Source organism: Nitrosopumilus sp. S4 (assembly GCF_054515835.1).
Window position 1 is genome coordinate 1,236,920 of sequence record NZ_CM137258.1, and the last position, 17,190, is coordinate 1,254,109.

22 protein-coding genes and 1 tRNA gene are annotated in these 17,190 nt (G+C 34.5%); 6 read left to right on the forward strand and 17 right to left on the reverse strand.

Annotation, left to right across the window (positions count from 1 at the left end; translation table 11 throughout):
* Positions 1 to 15: 15 nt before the first annotated feature.
* Positions 16 to 996 carry a porphobilinogen synthase gene (hemB, locus tag ACX119_RS07275; protein ID WP_459350618.1) on the forward strand — a complete coding sequence of 327 codons (981 nt, stop codon included), beginning with the start codon at positions 16 to 18 and terminating at the stop codon, positions 994 to 996.
* The gene (locus tag ACX119_RS07280; RefSeq protein WP_459350619.1) at positions 993 to 1,304 is read left to right on the forward strand and encodes a hypothetical protein; all 312 of its coding nucleotides are present in this window, start codon (positions 993 to 995) and stop codon (positions 1,302 to 1,304) included. Before hemB ends, ACX119_RS07280 begins: the two co-directional genes overlap by 4 nt.
* Here ACX119_RS07280 and ACX119_RS07285 read toward each other — a convergent pair.
* Positions 1,301 to 1,921, reverse strand: coding sequence for an HD domain-containing protein (locus ACX119_RS07285; protein ID WP_459350620.1), 621 nt, complete (start codon positions 1,919 to 1,921; stop codon positions 1,301 to 1,303). The two genes, ACX119_RS07280 and ACX119_RS07285, sit on opposite strands and share 4 nt — an antisense overlap.
* Complete coding sequence (locus tag ACX119_RS07290; protein WP_459350621.1) at positions 1,921 to 2,541, reverse strand: hypothetical protein; 621 nt, start codon at positions 2,539 to 2,541, stop codon at positions 1,921 to 1,923. The genes ACX119_RS07285 and ACX119_RS07290 overlap by 1 nt, the downstream gene beginning before the upstream one ends.
* A 185-nt stretch (positions 2,542 to 2,726) precedes the next feature.
* Here ACX119_RS07290 and ACX119_RS07295 point away from each other — a divergent pair, with 185 nt between their 5' ends.
* Positions 2,727 to 2,849 (forward strand): hypothetical protein, encoded by a 123-nt coding sequence (locus tag ACX119_RS07295; protein WP_459350622.1) that lies wholly within the window; start codon positions 2,727 to 2,729, stop codon positions 2,847 to 2,849.
* Between the two features lie 40 nt (positions 2,850 to 2,889).
* Here ACX119_RS07295 and ACX119_RS07300 read toward each other — a convergent pair.
* Positions 2,890 to 2,990 (reverse strand) — tRNA-Leu (locus ACX119_RS07300).
* Positions 2,991 to 3,111: 121 nt separating this feature from the next.
* Here ACX119_RS07300 and ACX119_RS07305 point away from each other — a divergent pair.
* Positions 3,112 to 3,426: a single stranded DNA-binding domain-containing protein gene (locus tag ACX119_RS07305; RefSeq protein WP_297591776.1), complete on the forward strand. Its 315-nt coding sequence runs from the start codon at positions 3,112 to 3,114 to the stop codon at positions 3,424 to 3,426.
* Here ACX119_RS07305 and ACX119_RS07310 read toward each other — a convergent pair.
* On the reverse strand, positions 3,420 to 4,022 hold the full coding sequence (locus ACX119_RS07310) for a hypothetical protein (RefSeq protein WP_459350623.1): 603 nt from the start codon (positions 4,020 to 4,022) through the stop codon (positions 3,420 to 3,422). The genes ACX119_RS07305 and ACX119_RS07310 overlap by 7 nt on opposite strands.
* A 54-nt stretch (positions 4,023 to 4,076) precedes the next feature.
* Complete coding sequence (locus ACX119_RS07315) at positions 4,077 to 5,021, reverse strand: ATPase V (RefSeq protein WP_459350624.1); 945 nt, start codon at positions 5,019 to 5,021, stop codon at positions 4,077 to 4,079.
* Between the two features lie 134 nt (positions 5,022 to 5,155).
* Between ACX119_RS07315 and ACX119_RS07320 the strand changes: the two genes are divergently transcribed.
* On the forward strand, positions 5,156 to 5,467 hold the full coding sequence (locus tag ACX119_RS07320; protein ID WP_459350625.1) for a hypothetical protein: 312 nt from the start codon (positions 5,156 to 5,158) through the stop codon (positions 5,465 to 5,467).
* Here the strand turns inward: ACX119_RS07320 and ACX119_RS07325 are convergent.
* Positions 5,456 to 6,124: a phosphatase PAP2 family protein gene (locus ACX119_RS07325; protein WP_459350626.1), complete on the reverse strand. Its 669-nt coding sequence runs from the start codon at positions 6,122 to 6,124 to the stop codon at positions 5,456 to 5,458. The two genes, ACX119_RS07320 and ACX119_RS07325, sit on opposite strands and share 12 nt — an antisense overlap.
* 119 nt (positions 6,125 to 6,243) lie before the next feature.
* On the opposite strand from ACX119_RS07325, the gene ACX119_RS07330 reads away from it, so the two are divergent.
* On the forward strand, positions 6,244 to 7,470 hold the full coding sequence (locus ACX119_RS07330) for a phosphoglycerate kinase (RefSeq protein WP_459350627.1): 1,227 nt from the start codon (positions 6,244 to 6,246) through the stop codon (positions 7,468 to 7,470).
* Here ACX119_RS07330 and ACX119_RS07335 read toward each other — a convergent pair.
* The 11 genes from ACX119_RS07335 to ACX119_RS07385 all read right to left on the reverse strand — a co-directional run bounded on the left by ACX119_RS07335 (position 7,463) and on the right by ACX119_RS07385 (position 17,188).
* Entirely contained in the window at positions 7,463 to 7,810 is a 348-nt protein-coding gene (locus tag ACX119_RS07335; protein WP_459350628.1) for a hypothetical protein, read from the reverse strand. The genes ACX119_RS07330 and ACX119_RS07335 overlap by 8 nt on opposite strands.
* A gap of 1 nt (position 7,811) precedes the next feature.
* Complete coding sequence (locus tag ACX119_RS07340) at positions 7,812 to 8,255, reverse strand: iron-sulfur cluster assembly scaffold protein (RefSeq protein ID WP_459350629.1); 444 nt, start codon at positions 8,253 to 8,255, stop codon at positions 7,812 to 7,814.
* Positions 8,252 to 9,496: a cysteine desulfurase gene (locus ACX119_RS07345; RefSeq protein WP_459350630.1), complete on the reverse strand. Its 1,245-nt coding sequence runs from the start codon at positions 9,494 to 9,496 to the stop codon at positions 8,252 to 8,254. The genes ACX119_RS07340 and ACX119_RS07345 overlap by 4 nt, the downstream gene beginning before the upstream one ends.
* A gap of 4 nt (positions 9,497 to 9,500) precedes the next feature.
* Complete coding sequence (locus ACX119_RS07350; protein ID WP_459350631.1) at positions 9,501 to 9,809, reverse strand: Rieske (2Fe-2S) protein; 309 nt, start codon at positions 9,807 to 9,809, stop codon at positions 9,501 to 9,503.
* Positions 9,810 to 9,814: 5 nt separating this feature from the next.
* Entirely contained in the window at positions 9,815 to 11,215 is a 1,401-nt protein-coding gene (gene sufD / locus ACX119_RS07355) for a Fe-S cluster assembly protein SufD (protein ID WP_459350632.1), read from the reverse strand.
* 26 nt (positions 11,216 to 11,241) lie between these two features.
* Complete coding sequence (sufB, locus tag ACX119_RS07360) at positions 11,242 to 12,642, reverse strand: Fe-S cluster assembly protein SufB (RefSeq protein ID WP_459350633.1); 1,401 nt, start codon at positions 12,640 to 12,642, stop codon at positions 11,242 to 11,244.
* Positions 12,643 to 12,732: 90 nt separating this feature from the next.
* Positions 12,733 to 13,530, reverse strand: a complete 798-nt coding sequence (locus ACX119_RS07365; RefSeq protein ID WP_459350634.1) for a uroporphyrinogen-III synthase — start codon at positions 13,528 to 13,530, stop codon at positions 12,733 to 12,735.
* Between the two features lie 2 nt (positions 13,531 to 13,532).
* Complete coding sequence (gene cobA, locus ACX119_RS07370) at positions 13,533 to 14,273, reverse strand: uroporphyrinogen-III C-methyltransferase (protein ID WP_459350635.1); 741 nt, start codon at positions 14,271 to 14,273, stop codon at positions 13,533 to 13,535.
* Entirely contained in the window at positions 14,270 to 15,205 is a 936-nt protein-coding gene (hemC, locus tag ACX119_RS07375) for a hydroxymethylbilane synthase (protein ID WP_459350636.1), read from the reverse strand. Before hemC ends, cobA begins: the two co-directional genes overlap by 4 nt.
* Positions 15,202 to 16,482, reverse strand: coding sequence for a glutamate-1-semialdehyde 2,1-aminomutase (gene hemL, locus ACX119_RS07380; RefSeq protein ID WP_459350637.1), 1,281 nt, complete (start codon positions 16,480 to 16,482; stop codon positions 15,202 to 15,204). The genes hemC and hemL overlap by 4 nt, the downstream gene beginning before the upstream one ends.
* Before the next feature lie 22 nt (positions 16,483 to 16,504).
* On the reverse strand, positions 16,505 to 17,188 hold the full coding sequence (locus tag ACX119_RS07385) for an MIP/aquaporin family protein (RefSeq protein ID WP_459350638.1): 684 nt from the start codon (positions 17,186 to 17,188) through the stop codon (positions 16,505 to 16,507).
* Positions 17,189 to 17,190 lie beyond the last annotated feature (2 nt).

A 17,190-nucleotide genomic window follows, 5' to 3' on the forward strand; every position in this document is an offset into this window, starting at 1 on the left:
AAGAGGAATTCAAACATGTCATTTCCTACTAGACGACTTCGAAGATTAAGAATATCAAATAAAATGAGAGAATTAGTTCAACAGACCACACTCTCACCGAAAGACTTCATTTGTCCTGTGTTTGTTCAAGAAGATCTAAAAACAAGAGTCAAAGTTGAATCAATGTCAGAAATTGAAAGATTACCTTTAGATGACATTAATGATGAGGTAGGAACAATTAGTGATTTAGGAATTCCGGCAATAATGCTTTTTGGCATTCCATCACAAAAAGATGAAGCAGGTTCTTCTGCATTTGACGATAATGGAGTTGTTCAAAAAGCAATATCTCAGATTAGGAAAAATTTTGGAGATAAGATAGTCATCATGGCAGATGTTTGTCTCTGTCAATTCACATCATCTGGGCATTGTGGTATTATTCATGGAGACAAAATTGATAATGATACTAGTCTTGAAACATTATCAAAAATTGCAGTTAGTCAAGCAAAGGCAGGAGTAGACACTGTATCACCATCTGCAATGATGGATGGTCAGGTTGCAGCAATTAGAAAAGCACTTGATGATGAAGGATTCACAGATGTTTCAATAATGTCTCACTCAGCCAAACATCGTTCAAACTTTTATTCACCATTTAGAGATGCTGCAGAATGTGCACCAAAATTTGGAGATAGAAAAACTTACCAGGTTCCATATACTAATGCACGAGAAGCAATGATGGAAGTAGAAACAGACATCAATGAAGGAGTAGACATTGTAATGATAAAACCTGCATTATCTTATTTGGATTTGATTGCAGAGACTCGAAGAAAATACAACATTCCAGTTTCTGCATACAGTGTTTCAGGAGAGTATGCACTGGTAAAGGCAGCTTCACAATTAGGATATGTCAATGAAAAAGACATTACTGAAGAGATCCTCTACTCTATTAAGAGAGCAGGTGCAGACATGATTGTCACATATTTTGCAAAATCAGCTTCTAGATTTCTTCAGGAATCATGAGAAACGACGAGCGATTTGAGATAGAAAGAGCATTTGATTTACTGCCACATGTTATAGGCTCTAGTTGGGCAGTAATCTGGTTTAGGATGAAGGGAATCAAAAAGCCAACTAGGGAAGAATACAGGGAGAAAACCCTTGAATATTTCAAATTGGCTGAACCGGTCTTTATTTCATATCCAAAAGAGAAAGAATTTGAAGATATTCAGAAATATGTAGATTTTAGAAAAAACGAGGAATACAGAAAGATACAATCTGGAGAAAACAAAGAAGTTGAGAAAAGATACGACAGATATGTAGATTATGGCTAAAGTTCCTGCTTTAGATGATTAAGATACTCTTTTAGAATTCTAGTTCTGTTTTTTGCTTCAATTTTTCCAGATTTTGTATTCATCAATAATTCTAGTTTGAGTAATTTCTGAAAAAAATGATCTACAGTCCATACCTTATCATTAGGAGTTCTTTTTTTACAAAAAGGATCATCGATGTTGTAGAAGTGCCTACCTAGAGAGCCACTTGTAGCAAATACCCTTGCAATACCAATTGCACCAAGGGCATCTAATCTGTCAGCATCTTGAAGAATTTTTCCTTCTAGGGTTTCTGGAGTTTTGTTTTGCGAAAAGCTATGATCACGAATAGCATCTGAGATAATGCTAATTTCATTCTGAGTAAAATTGTATTTTTTAAGAATTTTTTGAGACTCTTTTGCACTCTCAATAGAAGAGTTTTTTGAGCGTTTATCTGATTTTGGGTATGAAATAATATCATGTAATAGTGCAGCACTAAGAACTAGTTTTTCATTTGCCTTTTCTTTTTTGCAAATTTTTTGTGCATTTTTATACACTCTCATGATATGTTCAAAATCATGTGCAGAATCATTTTGCATTCTTTTCTTTACTTCTTCTCTTATGGAATCAAGAACTTTCATTAGAATCTCCAAATTTTTGGTTTTACAAATTTAATTTTTCTCTCAGTAATTAATGCTGTCCAATTAATTGATGCAAACATTACAAGCACTCCAATTCCAACACCATCAATTAGTAAAATTCCAATTAACCTATCTTCAAATATTTCAAAGAATGGACGTAATACAGCATTTCCAAAATAAATCATAACAATATAGGATAGTACACGTCCAAACCAGAATCCAACGTAAATCCCAATGCTCTTTGCGCGCATCAGACCATATGCTATAAAGAGCATGTTACTTGGAAGAGGGGTTGCACCAAAGAGAAAGGATGCAATGACATAGCCATATTTTTTACGATTCAGATAATCACCAATAATATCAAGATTAGATTTTTGTTCTTCACCAACAAACTTTCTAAATAATCCACTAATTCGTTTGAGAAAATACCTACCAATGGTAGCTCCAGTTGCTCCTACAACTGCTAAAAGAACTACATTTAGTGTTGGATCAAGAAGATAAAACGATGTCAGAACTATCCAGCTAGGTGGCATAAGAATTGGTGATGCATTGACACCAATTAGAACTAGAAAAATTCCAAAATACGAATATTCTGCAAATAATTCAAAAATATCAACCATATTTCTAAAATCATATTGCTTTTTTTGCTTCTAAACCCTTGGATCATAGACTAGTCAGAAAAAAATTTCAAAATGATCTAAAAAATTATAAAAATTACATAATTTTCAAAACATTGATCATGATTTGTAAAAAATTGGATCAATCATGCAATATCTTTATAAGCAATTTGAACTTATATTTAATTATGACTGAGGTTATTTGGAAGTGTTTTAGGTGCAATCTTACCTTTAAAGAAATTGAAATAGCCGAAGTTCATAAAAAAATATCAAATCATTCTATAACTAAAGTTAAAGCTCTAGTTGCATAATTTGTGAAATTAGATCAAATCAATTTTGGGTATTAAATAATGCAGAGGGTGGGATTTGAACCCACGAACTCCTGAGAGAAGGGATTTCCTATTTAGAAGATCTTGAGTCCCTCTCGGTTGACCGGGCTTCGATACCTCTGCAAAAAGAAATGGAATAGTCCGATATTTTTCAATTGCTATTGAAGTAAAGAGAAAAATTGATCCATGATTTTGAAGATTTTTTAACAAAGCTTATAATCGTGCAGATTTGTTTCAAAAATAGATGGCAGAATTCATACCAATTTCACAAGCAAAAAAAATGCGAAGTGGGGTTAATGTAGACGCCGAAGTAAAGAGCAAAGGAGACCCAAGAACTGTAAATCTCAAAAGTGGAGGAACAGTTGATGTCTGTGATGCAATAATTTCTAACGGTGAAACTGAAGATGACCAAATGAAACTCACATTATGGGGTGACGATATCAAGGCAGTAAATGTTGGAGATAGAGTTGTCATTACTAATGGATATACAAATGAGTTTAAAGGAGAAGTGTCCCTAACCAAAGGCAAATTTGGTCAGATGGAGATCAATCCTCAATAATTTCTTTTATTATTTTGATTATTTTTCCAGTCTACTAAAGTTACAATAACTCCTACAATTACAACTATAATTCCTAAAATTAGAAAAAGTCCAGAAATAGCAAGAGGCAATATCATAGTTGCAATAGGAGAATTAGGATTAGACATTGCAGAGTTTTCAGGATCTTCAGAAAACATCGTTACAACGTGAACACTTCTTGGACCAATATTTTTAATTTCTAAATTCAAAGTATCAGACTGAGTAATCTCTAACATATCAAAAAGAAGCGGACCGTCTTGGACGAATGCTCCATATTCATCTCCAAAAATATTGGAAATTTTTATTGAAAGCATATCATCAGATTGGTAATCATTGATTTGAATTCCCCAAAGTAATGGAACGTTTGAAGAGAGTGTGCTGTAAGAGACATATTCAGATTCACCAGGCATGATTTGAATCTCATTTGAAACTTCATTGAACATCCCTTCAAAAAGCGAAGAGGCCTGTAGAGAATTAGAATCCATCATAGTTGAAGGAACAAGAGCCATTGCTATGGATAGAGACGTAACCACCATTATCAATCCAATAATAGTAATTATTGGTCCGCGTTTATTCAATACAATTTAGAGGATTTAAGCCCACTTTAATATCAATTAATCAAGGCAGTTTAGTTATCTTCTTTTCTTTTTTGCTGGTCTCTTTTTAGCTGCAGTTTTCTTTTTTGCTGGTCTCTTTTTAGCTGCAGTTTTCTTTTTTGCTGGTCTCTTTTTAGCTGCAGTTTTCTTTTTTGCTGGTCTCTTTTTAGCTGCAGTTTTCTTTTTTGCTGGTCTCTTTTTAGCTGCAGTTTTCTTTTTTGCTGGTCTCTTTTTAGCTGCAGTTTTCTTTTTTGCTGGTCTCTTTTTAGCTGCAGTTTTCTTTTTTGCTGGTCTCTTTTTAGCTGCAGTTTTCTTTTTTGCTGGTCTCTTTTTAGCTGCTTTTCTTTTAGCTAAGAGTTCCTGAAGTTTTGAAGATACTTTGTCTAATGCATTTTTTGCAGATTCTTCTGCTTTGGTGCGTCTTTCCAATTCCTTTACAAGTTTTGCAGCTTCTTTTCTACTAGAAGCCATAGTTTCTCGTAGGGATGGTTTTGATTGTGATTGTTTTTGAATTTTTGATGTAATCTTGGATTTGATTTCAGAATATTTTCCAACCTCATCAGATATTTTCTTAGCAGTTTTTTGTCGGTTTTTTATCTCAGAATTAAGCTCTTCAATACGATCATTTATTGAGCGTAATCTAGCCTCAGCATTCTGCTTTTCTTCAGGATTATCTGAAAATTCTATTTCTTGCTGAACTTGCTCAAATGCCTCTTTTTCTCTAACCAGTCGTTCTTGGGCAGCATTTACCAATCTCTCAATACTCTCTATTTGAGCAGTTTTTTGAGTGAGAACCCCTAAAATATCAGATGTATCTTCTTTAGCTGATTCAATTTTTTTATCAATTGTATTTAATGATGACAAAGATCGTCTTTCTGCAGAACGGAACTCTTTGAGTTGCTGTTCAGCCTTTTTTCTAAGCTTTGTTGCTTCTTGTTTCTTTTGGCGTAGTTTAACTACTAATTTTTCTAATGATGCCAATAATCAAATCAAAGCATATGACTCGGTTAAGTTGTTAATATAATCATGATTTGACTTACCAGTTAAGAAAATTAACTAACTTTGATCGCAAAAAACATTTTTTAAAAAATATTAGTACAAAGATTTGATTCAGAATGGAATTTCATCCAAAAGATTTGCCAATTTCAAAAACATATGATCTAAAAGATGAAAAAGATGCTGCAGACGCAGTTGAAGACATGGTAAGATCAGGATTCCAAGACAGGAAAGAAGGATTCAGAGTTTTGATGCCAAAAGAATCAAAAATTGCAAAAAGAATTGGATATACAGTAACTACAGGTGTAACATATGGATTAAAACAAAAAAATGAAACTAGAGATATCAGGTATTGGACATATCACCATGATGATGATCATTATGCAATAGTTTTGATTAGTAGTAAAGCAGTTTCAGATTTAGGATTTTGATTTTTCAAAAAATTTGTATAATTTTGTTCTCTTTGCCAATACACCTGCAAGCATGACACCAATTACTGCCCCACCAATCACATCCATTGGATAGTGTTGTAAGACATAGATTCTGCTAATGGATATCATAACAGGATACAAGAACATCAAATATGCGCCACGTGGAAATCGCTCAGATAAGGCATAGCCTAGGATTATTGCAAATATCATAGACCTTGCAGCATGCCCAGATGGGAAAGATGCATCATAACCACCCTCACAAAACAAAGCAAACGTATCCTTGCTAATTGGAACTGGGAATGGCGCACCTTCATACTCAAAATCAGGCCTTTCTCTATCTATTCCACATTTGATATATCCAGTTAGAAGTGTAGAGAGTACAATCAAAATCATCAGCGTAATTCCTATCCTTCTAGTTTTTGGAATGATTAACATCAAAATTCCAAATCCCAACATCCAAAGAGCCTCACCACTTTCAGTAACATACTGCATAAAGAGGTCAAGTGAAGTATCCCCTACATTTTGAGAAAAATACCCTATTACACTTTGGTCAAAACTCTCAGTTATACCATAGTAAACAAATACAGTTAGAATTAGAAATAAAATTGTAAGTAAAACAAAGGGACGTGACCTAATATCAAAAATCCAATTTTGCAATTAACTAAACCTCAAGTAATTTTTAATTTTTAACAATACATAAGTTTTGGAATTGCATCTCATTATCTAGAAACACAGTTGGGGAAAATAATTCTGATCGGCTCAAAGAATTTAACCAAGTGCATAATAGAAAAGTCGTGAAAGTACTCACATTAGATGATTTTGATCTAAAAGGTAAAACTGTTTTTTTGAGAGTAGATATGAATTGTCCAATTGATCCAGATACGTTAGAAATTTCAGGTACAAAAAGAATCGAAGAAGCAATTGAGACATTACAATCTCTCAAAGATGCCAAAGTTGTAGTTGCATCTCACCAAGGAAGGGTTGGAAATAATGATTACACTGGGATGGACAAACATGCAAAAGTTCTTGAAAAACTTATGAATAAAAAAATAAAATATGTCGAAGACACAATTGGTGAAGCTGCACAAAATGCAATTAAGAATTTACAAGATGGAGATATTCTACTATTAGATAATCTAAGATTATGTGCTGAAGAAAATTATGAATTCAAACCAGAAAACGCAGCTAAAACAATCATGGTAACCAGATTAGCCAAATTATTTGATCTTGTAGTTTTGGATTCTTTTCCAAGTGCACATAGATCACACCCATCAATTGTTGGATTTGCCCAAGTGCTTCCTGCATGTGCAGGAAGAATTGTAGAGCGAGAAGTTAGAAATCTAGATGAAATAATGACTGTGGCCAAGGCACCACATGTGATTGTCCTTGGAGGCTCCAAAGTAATAGACAGGCTAGAGGCGATAAAACAGCTAATTCAAAACGGCAGGGCAGATCATGTTTTGCTTACGGGATTAATTGGAAATGTGTTCATGAGAGCGCAAGCCAGAATAAAATCACCTTTAGGAATTAAACGAGAAGAGGAAGTAGTTGCAAAAGCACATGCATTAATTGGCGAATATCCTGATGTCTTTGCAACTCCTGTAGATATTGCTATTGACAAAGATGGGGAGAGAATAGAGATGGACGTAAGAGAGATGGGAAAAGGTGATAAAATTTACGATTTAGGTCCTAAAACTGTAGAATATTATTCAAAATTAATTTCCGGAGCAGGAACTGTATTTTTTAGTGGACCAGCAGGATTTTTTGAAAAAGAAAGATTCAGGTACGGAACAAAAGAGCTGTTAAATGCAGTTGCAAATTCAATGGCCACGACAATAGTTAGTGGAGGTCATTTAACTACAGCATTAAAACAACAAGGATTAGCTGACAAGATTGATCATGTCAGCACTGCAGGAGGAGCTTTGGTATTGTATCTTACGGGAGAAAAATTACCAATGATTAAAGCTCTTGAAGATGCTGCAATAAAATATCGTTCTAAATAGAAGAATTGCAAGAAGGATTAGGACATATTCTATCCTCAGATACTCCAAGATAGACATCATTGTTGCAAGAATTGCAGTGAAGTTTTTCTACAGAATCAAATAGCTTCATCCAAATCGTAGTAAAATTTTGTGCGATGTTTCTTGCCAAACCCGAATCACAGATTTTTGTAAAGAATGATTCAGTATCATCAATTATCCAAGAGGGATCAATATCACCATTTTTTTTGATTATTTCAAAAATCTCATCATTGGTAAATTTATCATCTACATCATTAAATTTCTCGAAAATTATTTTTCTAATTTGAAGTTCAACAGGAGTTGCAGGAGTAAAATCACTCATGCTAATACAGATTGGCTGCCTCTTCTTTTAGTTTATCCATATCCGGAGAATCTTTTAGATGCTCTCCAAGGTATGTGTAAAGAGCAGACTTTAAGACCTTCAATGATAGTAAGGCACATTTTATTCGAACTGCCTGGAGATGTTCTAGTCCTAATTCACTTAGAACGTCATTTTTCTCAATTTTTCTAACTTCATCAAGACTTTTGCCTTTTGTAATTTCAGTAAGTACTGATGAGCAGGCCATGCAAATAGCACAACCTTTTCCGTGAAATTTTATATCACTAACTTTGTTATCATCAATTTTCATATCGATGTCAATGCTATCTCCGCACAATGGATTTGAATCATGAAATGTTACGTCATGATCTTCAATTTTTCCATAGTTAATTGGATTTCTTGAATAATCAACTATCATCTCATGATAGATATCGGCATTGCTACTCATAGTTTAAACAACCTTGCAACAGTATTTAATGAATTCATCAGTGCATCCACATCTGCATGATTGTTGTAAATGTAAAAGCTTGCCCGTGATGTGGCTGCAACATTTAATCGCTCCATTAGTACTTGTGCACAATGATGACCAGATCTGACTGCAATTCCTTCTTCATCAATGATTTGTGCAACATCATGCGGATGGACATCAGCAAAATTAAATGAGATCACACCTCCGCGTTTTGAAATGTCTTTGGTTCCATAGATGTGAAGCCCTTTTACTTGTGAGAGTTTTTCAATTGCATATTTTGTCAATTCAATCTCATGTTCTCTTATGTTATCCATTCCAATCTTTGTTAGATAATCAATTGCAGCCCCTAATCCAACAACGTCGGCAATATTTGGAGTTCCTGCTTCAAATTTGTATGGCAAATCATTCCATGTTGTCTCGTACTTGTGAACCTCTCTAATCATATCACCACCACCATGAAATGGATTCATGGTTTCTAAAACAGATTTTTTAACCCACAAAACACCAATTCCTGTAGGACCTAGCATCTTATGACCTGAAAATGCAAAAAAGTCACAGCCTAATTTTTCAATATCAACTTTCATGTGAGGAACTGCTTGTGCACCATCAATTAGTGTCAAAACTCCTGCTGCCTTGCATTTCTCAATGATCTTTTGAGCATCAGTAATTGTTCCCAAAACATTAGACATCAAACTAAAAGTTACAAGTTTTACTTTTTCTGTTGCAAGTAATTTATCAAGATCATCTAGAATTAATTCTCCATCATCGTCCATTCCAATGTATTCTAGTTTTGCATGTTTTTCTTGGGTGAGAAGTTGCCATGGAACAATATTGCTATGATGTTCGTACTCTGTAGTTACGATAATGTCGCCTTCTTTGATATGAGCTCTTCCCCATGCATATGCAACTAAATTAATTGCTTCAGTTGTGCCCCTAACAAAGATAATCTCTTGACGATCTTTTATGTTGATAAATTTTGCAATTTTGTCACGAGTCTCCTCATAGGCTTCTGTTGCTTCTTCAGCTAAAGCATAGACTGCTCTGTGAATGTTAGCATTATGGTTTTGATAGTAATCAGTAATAGAATCAATAACCTGATTTGGTTTTTGAGTAGTTGATGCATTATCAAGATATACTAGGGGTTTGTTATCTCTAACAGTTCTCAACAATATAGGAAAATCTTTTCGTAAATTTTCAAAAATTGATTGTTGGCTTTGCATATCTTTAAACCTCCACGTAAATTTCGTTGTCGTCTATTTTAACATTGTATACTTTGAGTGCAACTTCAGCAGGAAGATTTTGTGGTTCCCCATTCTCTAAGTTGAAAACAGAGAGATGTAATGGACATCTAACACCTTCTTCACTGAGAATTCCAGTAGATAAATCAGCATCAGCATGTGTGCAAATCAAATCTGTTGCATGAATTTTTCCATTTTGATTTGCCAATAGTATTTTTTTATCATCATGAGTAAATCCAAAAAGCTGACCTTCCTTTACCTGCTCTAATTTGCAAGCCTTTATCCATTCAGACAAAAAAATCACCTATACTTGTAGTGCTGCTCGATTTCAGAGTCTTCGTTATATCTTGTCTCTTCAATTTCAACAAACTTTGCTAATTCTTCATCGGTGTTTATTGTAAGTTCTTTGTTATCCCATTTAGACTCAATTAGATAAGCAATCCATGCTCTAACTTGAAATGACATCTTTCTTGATAGGGGCTCTAAGAATCCCTCAACAATTGTTCTCTCTGCCTCTTCATGGCTTAGACACCTAGTTTTAAGATAGAATATTTGTTCTTCATCAATTTGTGCAACTGATGCAGAGTGAGTTGCCTTTACATCATTTGTAAAGATCTCCAGTCCTGGAATTGCATCAGATTTTGCATCTTTATCTAGTAAAATGGAACGACCAGACAAAAAGGAATTTGATTTTGCAGCATGTTCTTTAATTCTAATCATACCCTTGAAAAGAGATTTTGATTTATTTCTCAATATGGATTTCTCAACTACTCTAGCTTCAGTAGATGGACTTTCGTGATTAACATTGGTTTGAATATCAAAGGACTGTTCATTATTTCCAAATATCACTTCTGAATCATTAGTTGATGCACCTGAACCATTTAGAAAATAGTCTATCTTGTATCTAGATAGCATGGAGCCAAACAAACCAGAATACCAATTAACTTTGGCATCTTGTCCCAAATCGGTTCTACGAGTTGAAAAGTTTACAGCGTTTTGATCCATCATCTGTAGAGTCGTAACATCTAGTTGTGCATTTGCTCCAAGAGTGGTGTTTAGTAATTCAAGATATGCTTGTTGAGTTTGAATCTTTGGAGAATACATTTCTTGTACAATTATTGCTTTACTGCTCTCATCGGCAAAAATCACATTTCTAGATATTGTAGAGTGGCCATCCTCAGATAGACAGGTCAAAAAGTGAATTGCTTTATCTAATATCATGTTGCGCGGAATGTGAATAAATACACCTGAGTTAAAGGCTGCATTGTTTAGTGCTGTAAATTTATCATCTTTAGAATTTGATGTTTCTAGTGCTTTTTTAACAAGTTCTGAATTATTTTTGATTGCATCAGATATTGAAGATATTACAAGTCCTTTTGATTTTAGATCATCGGGAAGATTAATTCTGTGAATGTTTGTTCCAATTTGGATAATACAGATTTCATTTTGTAATTCTGATAGTCTTTTTTCAAGAAAGCTTGGTATTGTTTCAGCAGTAGAGTTTGACAAAGATACTTTCTCAGGATCCATCTTCTTTGCATCAGTATACTTGTTGTATAGAGGAGACATTTCAATTGGAAGACTGGAATAAATTGAGAGAGAGTTTTTTCTATAATCTTTTAGCCAATCAGGCTCATTGTGTGATGAGGAGATTTCATCAATGTGACTTGAGTTAAGTTTTGATAAAGTTTCTTGAGACATGGTAATTCAAAATGAAGCGAGGGAGACTATCCCACAGAGTCATCCATTTCTAGTTTGATGAGTCTGTTTAGTTCAACTGCATATTCCATTGGGAGTTCTTTGGTGAATGGTTCCATAAAGCCATTAACAATTAACGATAATGCTTCTTCCTCAGTGAATCCTCTTGTCATCAAATAGAAGATTTGTTCATCACCAATTTTTCCAACTGTTGCTTCGTGAGTAATTGTTGCGTCTTCTTGGTTGATTTCCATGTATGGATAAGTATCAGTTTTTGATGTATCATCTAATAGTAATGCATCACATCTCACAGTGGCTTTAACATTTGTAGCACCTTTAGCAACATTGAGTAATCCCCTGTAAGTTGAACGTCCATCTAGTCTGCTAACAGACTTTGATGTAATTTTGGATGTGGTATTTGGTGCAAGATGAACCATTTTTGCACCTGTATCTTGGTGCTGACCTTTGCCTGCAAAGGCAATAGATAGTGTTTCACCATATGCTCTCTCACCCATCAAATAGATTCCAGGATATTTCATTGTAAGTTTACTTCCAATGTTTCCATCAATCCATTCAACGGTTGCACCTTCATATGCATAAGCACGTTTTGTAACGAGATTATAGACATCACTACTCCAATTCTGGATTGTTGTGTAACGCAATTTTGCATCTTTGTGTGCAACAAGCTCAACAACTGCTGAGTGCAAGGACTCAGAAGAATAAACGGGAGCTGTACATCCTTCAATGTAATGAACTTCAGAACCTTCATCAGCAATGATTAGAGTTCTTTCAAATTGTCCAATGTTTTCAGCATTAATTCTAAAGTATGCTTGTAGAGGCATGTCAACTTTGACACCTGGTGGGATGTAGATAAATGAACCACCACTCCAAACTGCGCTGTTTAGTGCTGCAAATTTGTTATCCTCTGGAGGAATAATTTTACCGAAATATTTCTTGAAGATTTCTGGATGTTCATGTAATGCAGCGTCAGTATCTAAAAAGAGAACCCCTTGTTTTGCCAAGTCTTCTCTTAGACTGTGATACACAACTTCAGATTCGTATTGTGCACCGACACCAGCTAAGAATTTCTTTTCTGCTTCTGGAATTCCAAGTTTGTCAAATGTTTTTTTGACATTATCTGGAACGTCATCCCAGTTCTTCTCTACTTTATCAGATGCTTTTGCATAATAGTAAATATTTTGAAAATCTATAGTACTAAGATCTCCACCCCAAGTTGGCATTGGTTTTTTCATAAAGATCTCAAATGATCTTAATCTGAAATCAAGCATCCATTGAGGCTCATTTTTCATTTTGCTAATGCTAATTACTGTCTCTTTTGAGAGTCCTTTCTTACTTAGGTGAACATAGAGTTCTGTAGAGTCTTTAAAATCATATTTTGAATAATCCATGTCAAGATTTTCTGTGGCCATGCACGTCATAACCCCGTTATATTATAAATACATGAGGAAAAATAGGCACAGCTAAATAGGTTGAGCTAAATTCTACACATCTAGAACAAATCAAGCAGTTAAGATATTTTTTATTGCATCAAATGCGCCTGCAACAGTATGAACCTCTGCAATAGTATTTTTGACATTGAATTTTTTTAGTTCGTCCGAGGTAAATGGTCCAATTGATACCACAGATAGATTTGCTAGATGCTCAAGCAAAGAATTCTCATCATAATCTTTTGACATAATATCAAAAAATCCTCTAACTGATGATGCACTAGTAAATATCACACCATCAATTTTGTTTTGTGAGAATAATTCCCTGAATCCATTCCATTGAGTTGTGTCTCTAAATGAGCAAACATCATAGAGATGAATCTCCATAACATCAATTCCAATCTTGTTAAGTAATTCCTTAAGAAATGGGGTTGATGCACCACTACGTGGAACAATTACTTTTTTTCCTACTGCATTGAGTTGTGTAAATTCTTCACCAACACCTACGGATGAAAAAGTTGTTGGTTGATGATTTACTTTGATGCCCTCTTGCTCTAAGGCAATAGTAGTCTTGGGGCCAACTGACATCACATTGGTGTTTGCAACTGCCAATTGTAATTTCTCCAGTTTTCCGACTTTTCGTGCAGTATCAAATAATAGTTTGACTGCCTTTGAGCTCATAAAGATAGAGTAATCAGGATCATAGTTTTGAATTGCTTCTAAAAATTCATCGACAATTTTTTCACCCTTACTAACTAACTCAATTGTGGGTAATGCAATTGGTGTTGCATGGTTTTGGTTTGCAAGTTCTATGAACTCTGAGGCATCATCTTGTGAGCGAGTAATTGCTATAGTTTTTCCATCCAGCATTTCTATTTCCATCCTATAATGTCAGATAAATCAACTACCTTACCAATTATGATATTTGTAGGAGGAGTGATTTTATGTTCTTTGATCATTTTTGCAATATTAGAAACAGTTCCTTTGATCATTTTCTGTTTAGGAGTGGTACCATTCTGAATCACAGCTACAGGTGTATTTTTATCCATACCTCCAGAAATGAGTTGCTTACAAATAACATCAATTCGAGATAGCCCCATCATAATCACTATAGTGTCCACTGATTTTGCTAGTCTTTTCCATTTTACAACTTCAGTCTTCTTATCAGGATCCTCATGTCCTGTTACAAAGACAACAGAAGATGCAAATTTTCTATGAGTAAGAGGAATTCCAGCATAAGTTGCAGAACCAATTCCTGAAGTAATTCCAGGGACAATTTCATATTTTACTTTGTTTTCTTTTAGAAATTCTGCTTCTTCGCCACCACGTCCAAAGATAATTGGATCACCACCTTTTAGTCGGACAATATTTTTTCTAGATTTTGCATATTTTACCATCAAATCATTTGTAGAGTTTTGATGAGTAGTATCATCACCTACTGCTCTACCCACATAGATTTTTTCTGCAGACTTTGGAATCATTGAGATAATTTTTTTGCTTACCAATCTATCATACAAAACAACATCAGCCTTTTGGAGTAATTCTACTGCTCGCAAAGTAATTAATTTACTATCTCCAGGTCCTGCTCCAACAAGATACACTTTTCCAGTCATAAATTATTCCACTCCTCTACTTTTTCTCTCCAATTTAATGCAAGATCATTTACTCCTTGCTTAACAAGTTCTTCTCCTGCACTTTTCCCAATAAATTGAGGATTTGTTATATCACCAGATTTTTTCACATGTAATGATTTTTTTCCATCAACTGAGAATGCTTTCACATCAAGTGTCATTTCCGTTCCATTTGATTTGGCATATGCTCCAACAGGAAACCTGCAACCAGAGTCAACAAAATCAGATAAAGCCCGTTCTGCCTCTATCTCAAGTCTAGAATTAGTATCTTCAATTGATTTTAGCATGGATACTGTTTGAGAATCATTTTTTCGTGCGATAATAGCAATAGCACCTTGTCCTGGAGAGGGAGAAAAATCATCAGTTGATAGTGGAGAATATTTTGTATCCAATCCCAATCGAGATATTCCAGCCTGTGCAAGAACAACTGCATCATAATTTTCACCATTAATTTTTCTAATCCTTGTCTCAATATTTCCACGAATTGGTTTTACTTTAACATCAGATCTAATTCTAGAAATTTGTACAGCGCGTCTAAGTGAGCTGGTTCCTATAATTGATCCGGGTTTTATAGTATCAAGTGTTGAATTATCTGTTGAGATAAAGACATCATTGACTACTTCTCGTTTTGGAATACATGCTAAAAATAATCTCTCATCTATTTGTGATGGAACATCCTTGAGACTGTGAACTGCAAAATCAATTTCATTTTGAGATACTGCTTTATCAATCTCTTTTTCAAAGATTCCTTTTTGATCTATTGTAAAGAGTGGTCGTGCATCAGTATCGCCCTTTGTTGTGATGGTTTTAATTTCAAATTCAGAATCAGGATTTACTTTTTTTAATTCTGAAATTACCCAGTTTGTTTGTGCAACTGATAATTGACTACCACGTGCACCTACTACATACTTCAATTCTTCACCGATTTGAATGCAGCATGATATGCATCAAGTGTTTTGTTTAAATCATTTTCAGTGTGAGCATCAGAGAGAAAAACCACCTCAAATTGGGACGGTGCAATGAATATACCATGCTTTAGTAATGTTTTGAACATTTTTTGAAACTTTTTTGCATCGGCATTTTTTGAGGATTTGAAATCAATCACAGGTTTATTGGTAAAGAAGATCTGAAACATAGATGCAGTGAAATTGATTTGGTGGGCAATTCCCATGTCGGTTGCCATATCATCAAGGGATGTACTAAGTAACAAATTGAATCTCTCTAGTTTTGAATATAGTTTATTTTTGATTTTGTTAATTGTCTTAATAGAACTAATTGCAGCACTAACAGAGATTGGATTTCCTGCAAAGGTACTAGCCTGATAGACTTTACCTGCAGGAGATAGTAAATCCATTATGTCTTTTCTTCCACCCACTGCAGAAATTGTAAAGCCATTGCTTAATGCTTTAGCCATTGTAGTAATATCAGGTTTTATTCCAAAATGCTCTTGTGCCCCACCAGGTGCCACACGGAATCCTGTAACGACCTCATCGAAAATCAATGGGATGTTATTTTCTTTTGTAATTTTTCTCAAATCATAGAGAAAATTCTTTTCTGGTAAAATCAATCCCATGTTAGCTAATATGGGCTCTACAATAACTCCAGCAATGTCTTTATTTTTACGAATTATCTTTTGAAAATCTTCTATATCGTTATACTGTGCAACAAGAGTATTTTTTGAGACTTCATCTAACCCACCATCAGATACGGAAATTCCATTATGAGCTGAGCCAGATCCTGCTTTCACCAATACAGAATCATGTGCGCCGTGGTAGCATCCTTCAAACTTTATGATCTTTTTCTTTTTTGTAAAACCACGTGCCAGTCTAATTGCAGTCATTGTAGCTTCTCCACCAGTATTTACTAGTCGGACTTTGTCAATTGATGGAAAATTTCTAATGATTAGTTTTGATAATTCAATTTCAGATTCAGTTGGAGTACAGTAGAGAGTTCCTTTATTGAGTTGATTTTTTACAGAATCAACAATCTCTTTTCTTCTATGTCCTAATAGTAAAGCACCATAACCATTGCAGAAATCAATGTATCTATTATTGTCCTCATCCCAAATGTATGCACCATTTGCTTTTTTTGTAAAAAATGGATATGGCTCAAAATATCTTACAGGGCTATTAACTCCTGAAGGAATTACATTTTTGGCAATATTGAATAATTTTTTGGAATTAGGCAACATCAACTCTGAATATGGGTCATTATTATTCGTAATTTGAGGTTCTCTGGGCTTGGAATTTACTCCGAAAGAGAAATGCCATAATTATTGTACCAACAAATGGTGCACTCCAATATAGCCACAAATCACCCAATGCTCCAGACAATAGCGCAGGGGCTAGTGCTCTTGCCGGATTCATCGATGCCCCAGAAATAAAAGCCAAAAATAAAATATCAAGTCCAACAATTCCACCAATTGCTACACCGCTAAATCCTTTCAATCCTTTTGTATAAACAACATAAAAAATTACACCCATTAGCATCGCAGAGGCCAATACTTCAACAGGAAATATTAAAAATATTGAATGATCATAATTAGGAGTATTTGCTCCAAGATTTGCTTTATCACCAATAAATAATAAAACAAACAGTGAACCCAATAGGGCACCAATAATTTCAGCTGCAAAATAATATACTATCTGAATTTTTGAAATATGTCCTGTAATGTAATAACCAATAGTTACTGCAGGATTAAAATGAGCCAAAGATATTTTCCCAAATGAATAGACTCCAATTAGTAATGCAATAAAGGGAGCAAGTGCAGCAAACGGGATTCCCAGTTGGCCATCAAAAACTTCTGCATCATATACTATCGAACCCGTTGCAAAAATTACAAGAATAAATGTCCCAATCAATTCTACAGTAAAAATTTGCAAATTTGAATATGTCATTA

Bases quoted from the DNA above. Each gene is read 5' to 3' on its own strand.
- hemB (WP_459350618.1), top strand. From the start codon at position 16: ATGTCATTTCCTACTAGACGACTTCGAAGATTAAGAATATCAAATAAA.
- ACX119_RS07280 (WP_459350619.1), top strand. From the start codon at position 993: ATGAGAAACGACGAGCGATTTGAGATAGAAAGAGCATTTGATTTACTG.
- ACX119_RS07285 (WP_459350620.1), bottom strand. From the start codon at position 1,921: ATGAAAGTTCTTGATTCCATAAGAGAAGAAGTAAAGAAAAGAATGCAA.
- ACX119_RS07290 (WP_459350621.1), bottom strand. From the start codon at position 2,541: ATGGTTGATATTTTTGAATTATTTGCAGAATATTCGTATTTTGGAATT.
- ACX119_RS07295 (WP_459350622.1), top strand. From the start codon at position 2,727: ATGACTGAGGTTATTTGGAAGTGTTTTAGGTGCAATCTTACCTTTAAA.
- ACX119_RS07305 (WP_297591776.1), top strand. From the start codon at position 3,112: ATGGCAGAATTCATACCAATTTCACAAGCAAAAAAAATGCGAAGTGGG.
- ACX119_RS07320 (WP_459350625.1), top strand. From the start codon at position 5,156: ATGGAATTTCATCCAAAAGATTTGCCAATTTCAAAAACATATGATCTA.
- ACX119_RS07335 (WP_459350628.1), bottom strand. From the start codon at position 7,810: ATGAGTGATTTTACTCCTGCAACTCCTGTTGAACTTCAAATTAGAAAA.
- ACX119_RS07340 (WP_459350629.1), bottom strand. From the start codon at position 8,255: ATGAGTAGCAATGCCGATATCTATCATGAGATGATAGTTGATTATTCA.
- ACX119_RS07345 (WP_459350630.1), bottom strand. From the start codon at position 9,496: ATGCAAAGCCAACAATCAATTTTTGAAAATTTACGAAAAGATTTTCCT.
- sufD (WP_459350632.1), bottom strand. From the start codon at position 11,215: ATGTCTCAAGAAACTTTATCAAAACTTAACTCAAGTCACATTGATGAA.
- sufB (WP_459350633.1), bottom strand. From the start codon at position 12,642: ATGGCCACAGAAAATCTTGACATGGATTATTCAAAATATGATTTTAAA.
- ACX119_RS07365 (WP_459350634.1), bottom strand. From the start codon at position 13,530: ATGCTGGATGGAAAAACTATAGCAATTACTCGCTCACAAGATGATGCC.
- cobA (WP_459350635.1), bottom strand. From the start codon at position 14,273: ATGACTGGAAAAGTGTATCTTGTTGGAGCAGGACCTGGAGATAGTAAA.
- hemL (WP_459350637.1), bottom strand. From the start codon at position 16,482: ATGTTGCCTAATTCCAAAAAATTATTCAATATTGCCAAAAATGTAATT.
- ACX119_RS07385 (WP_459350638.1), bottom strand. From the start codon at position 17,188: ATGACATATTCAAATTTGCAAATTTTTACTGTAGAATTGATTGGGACA.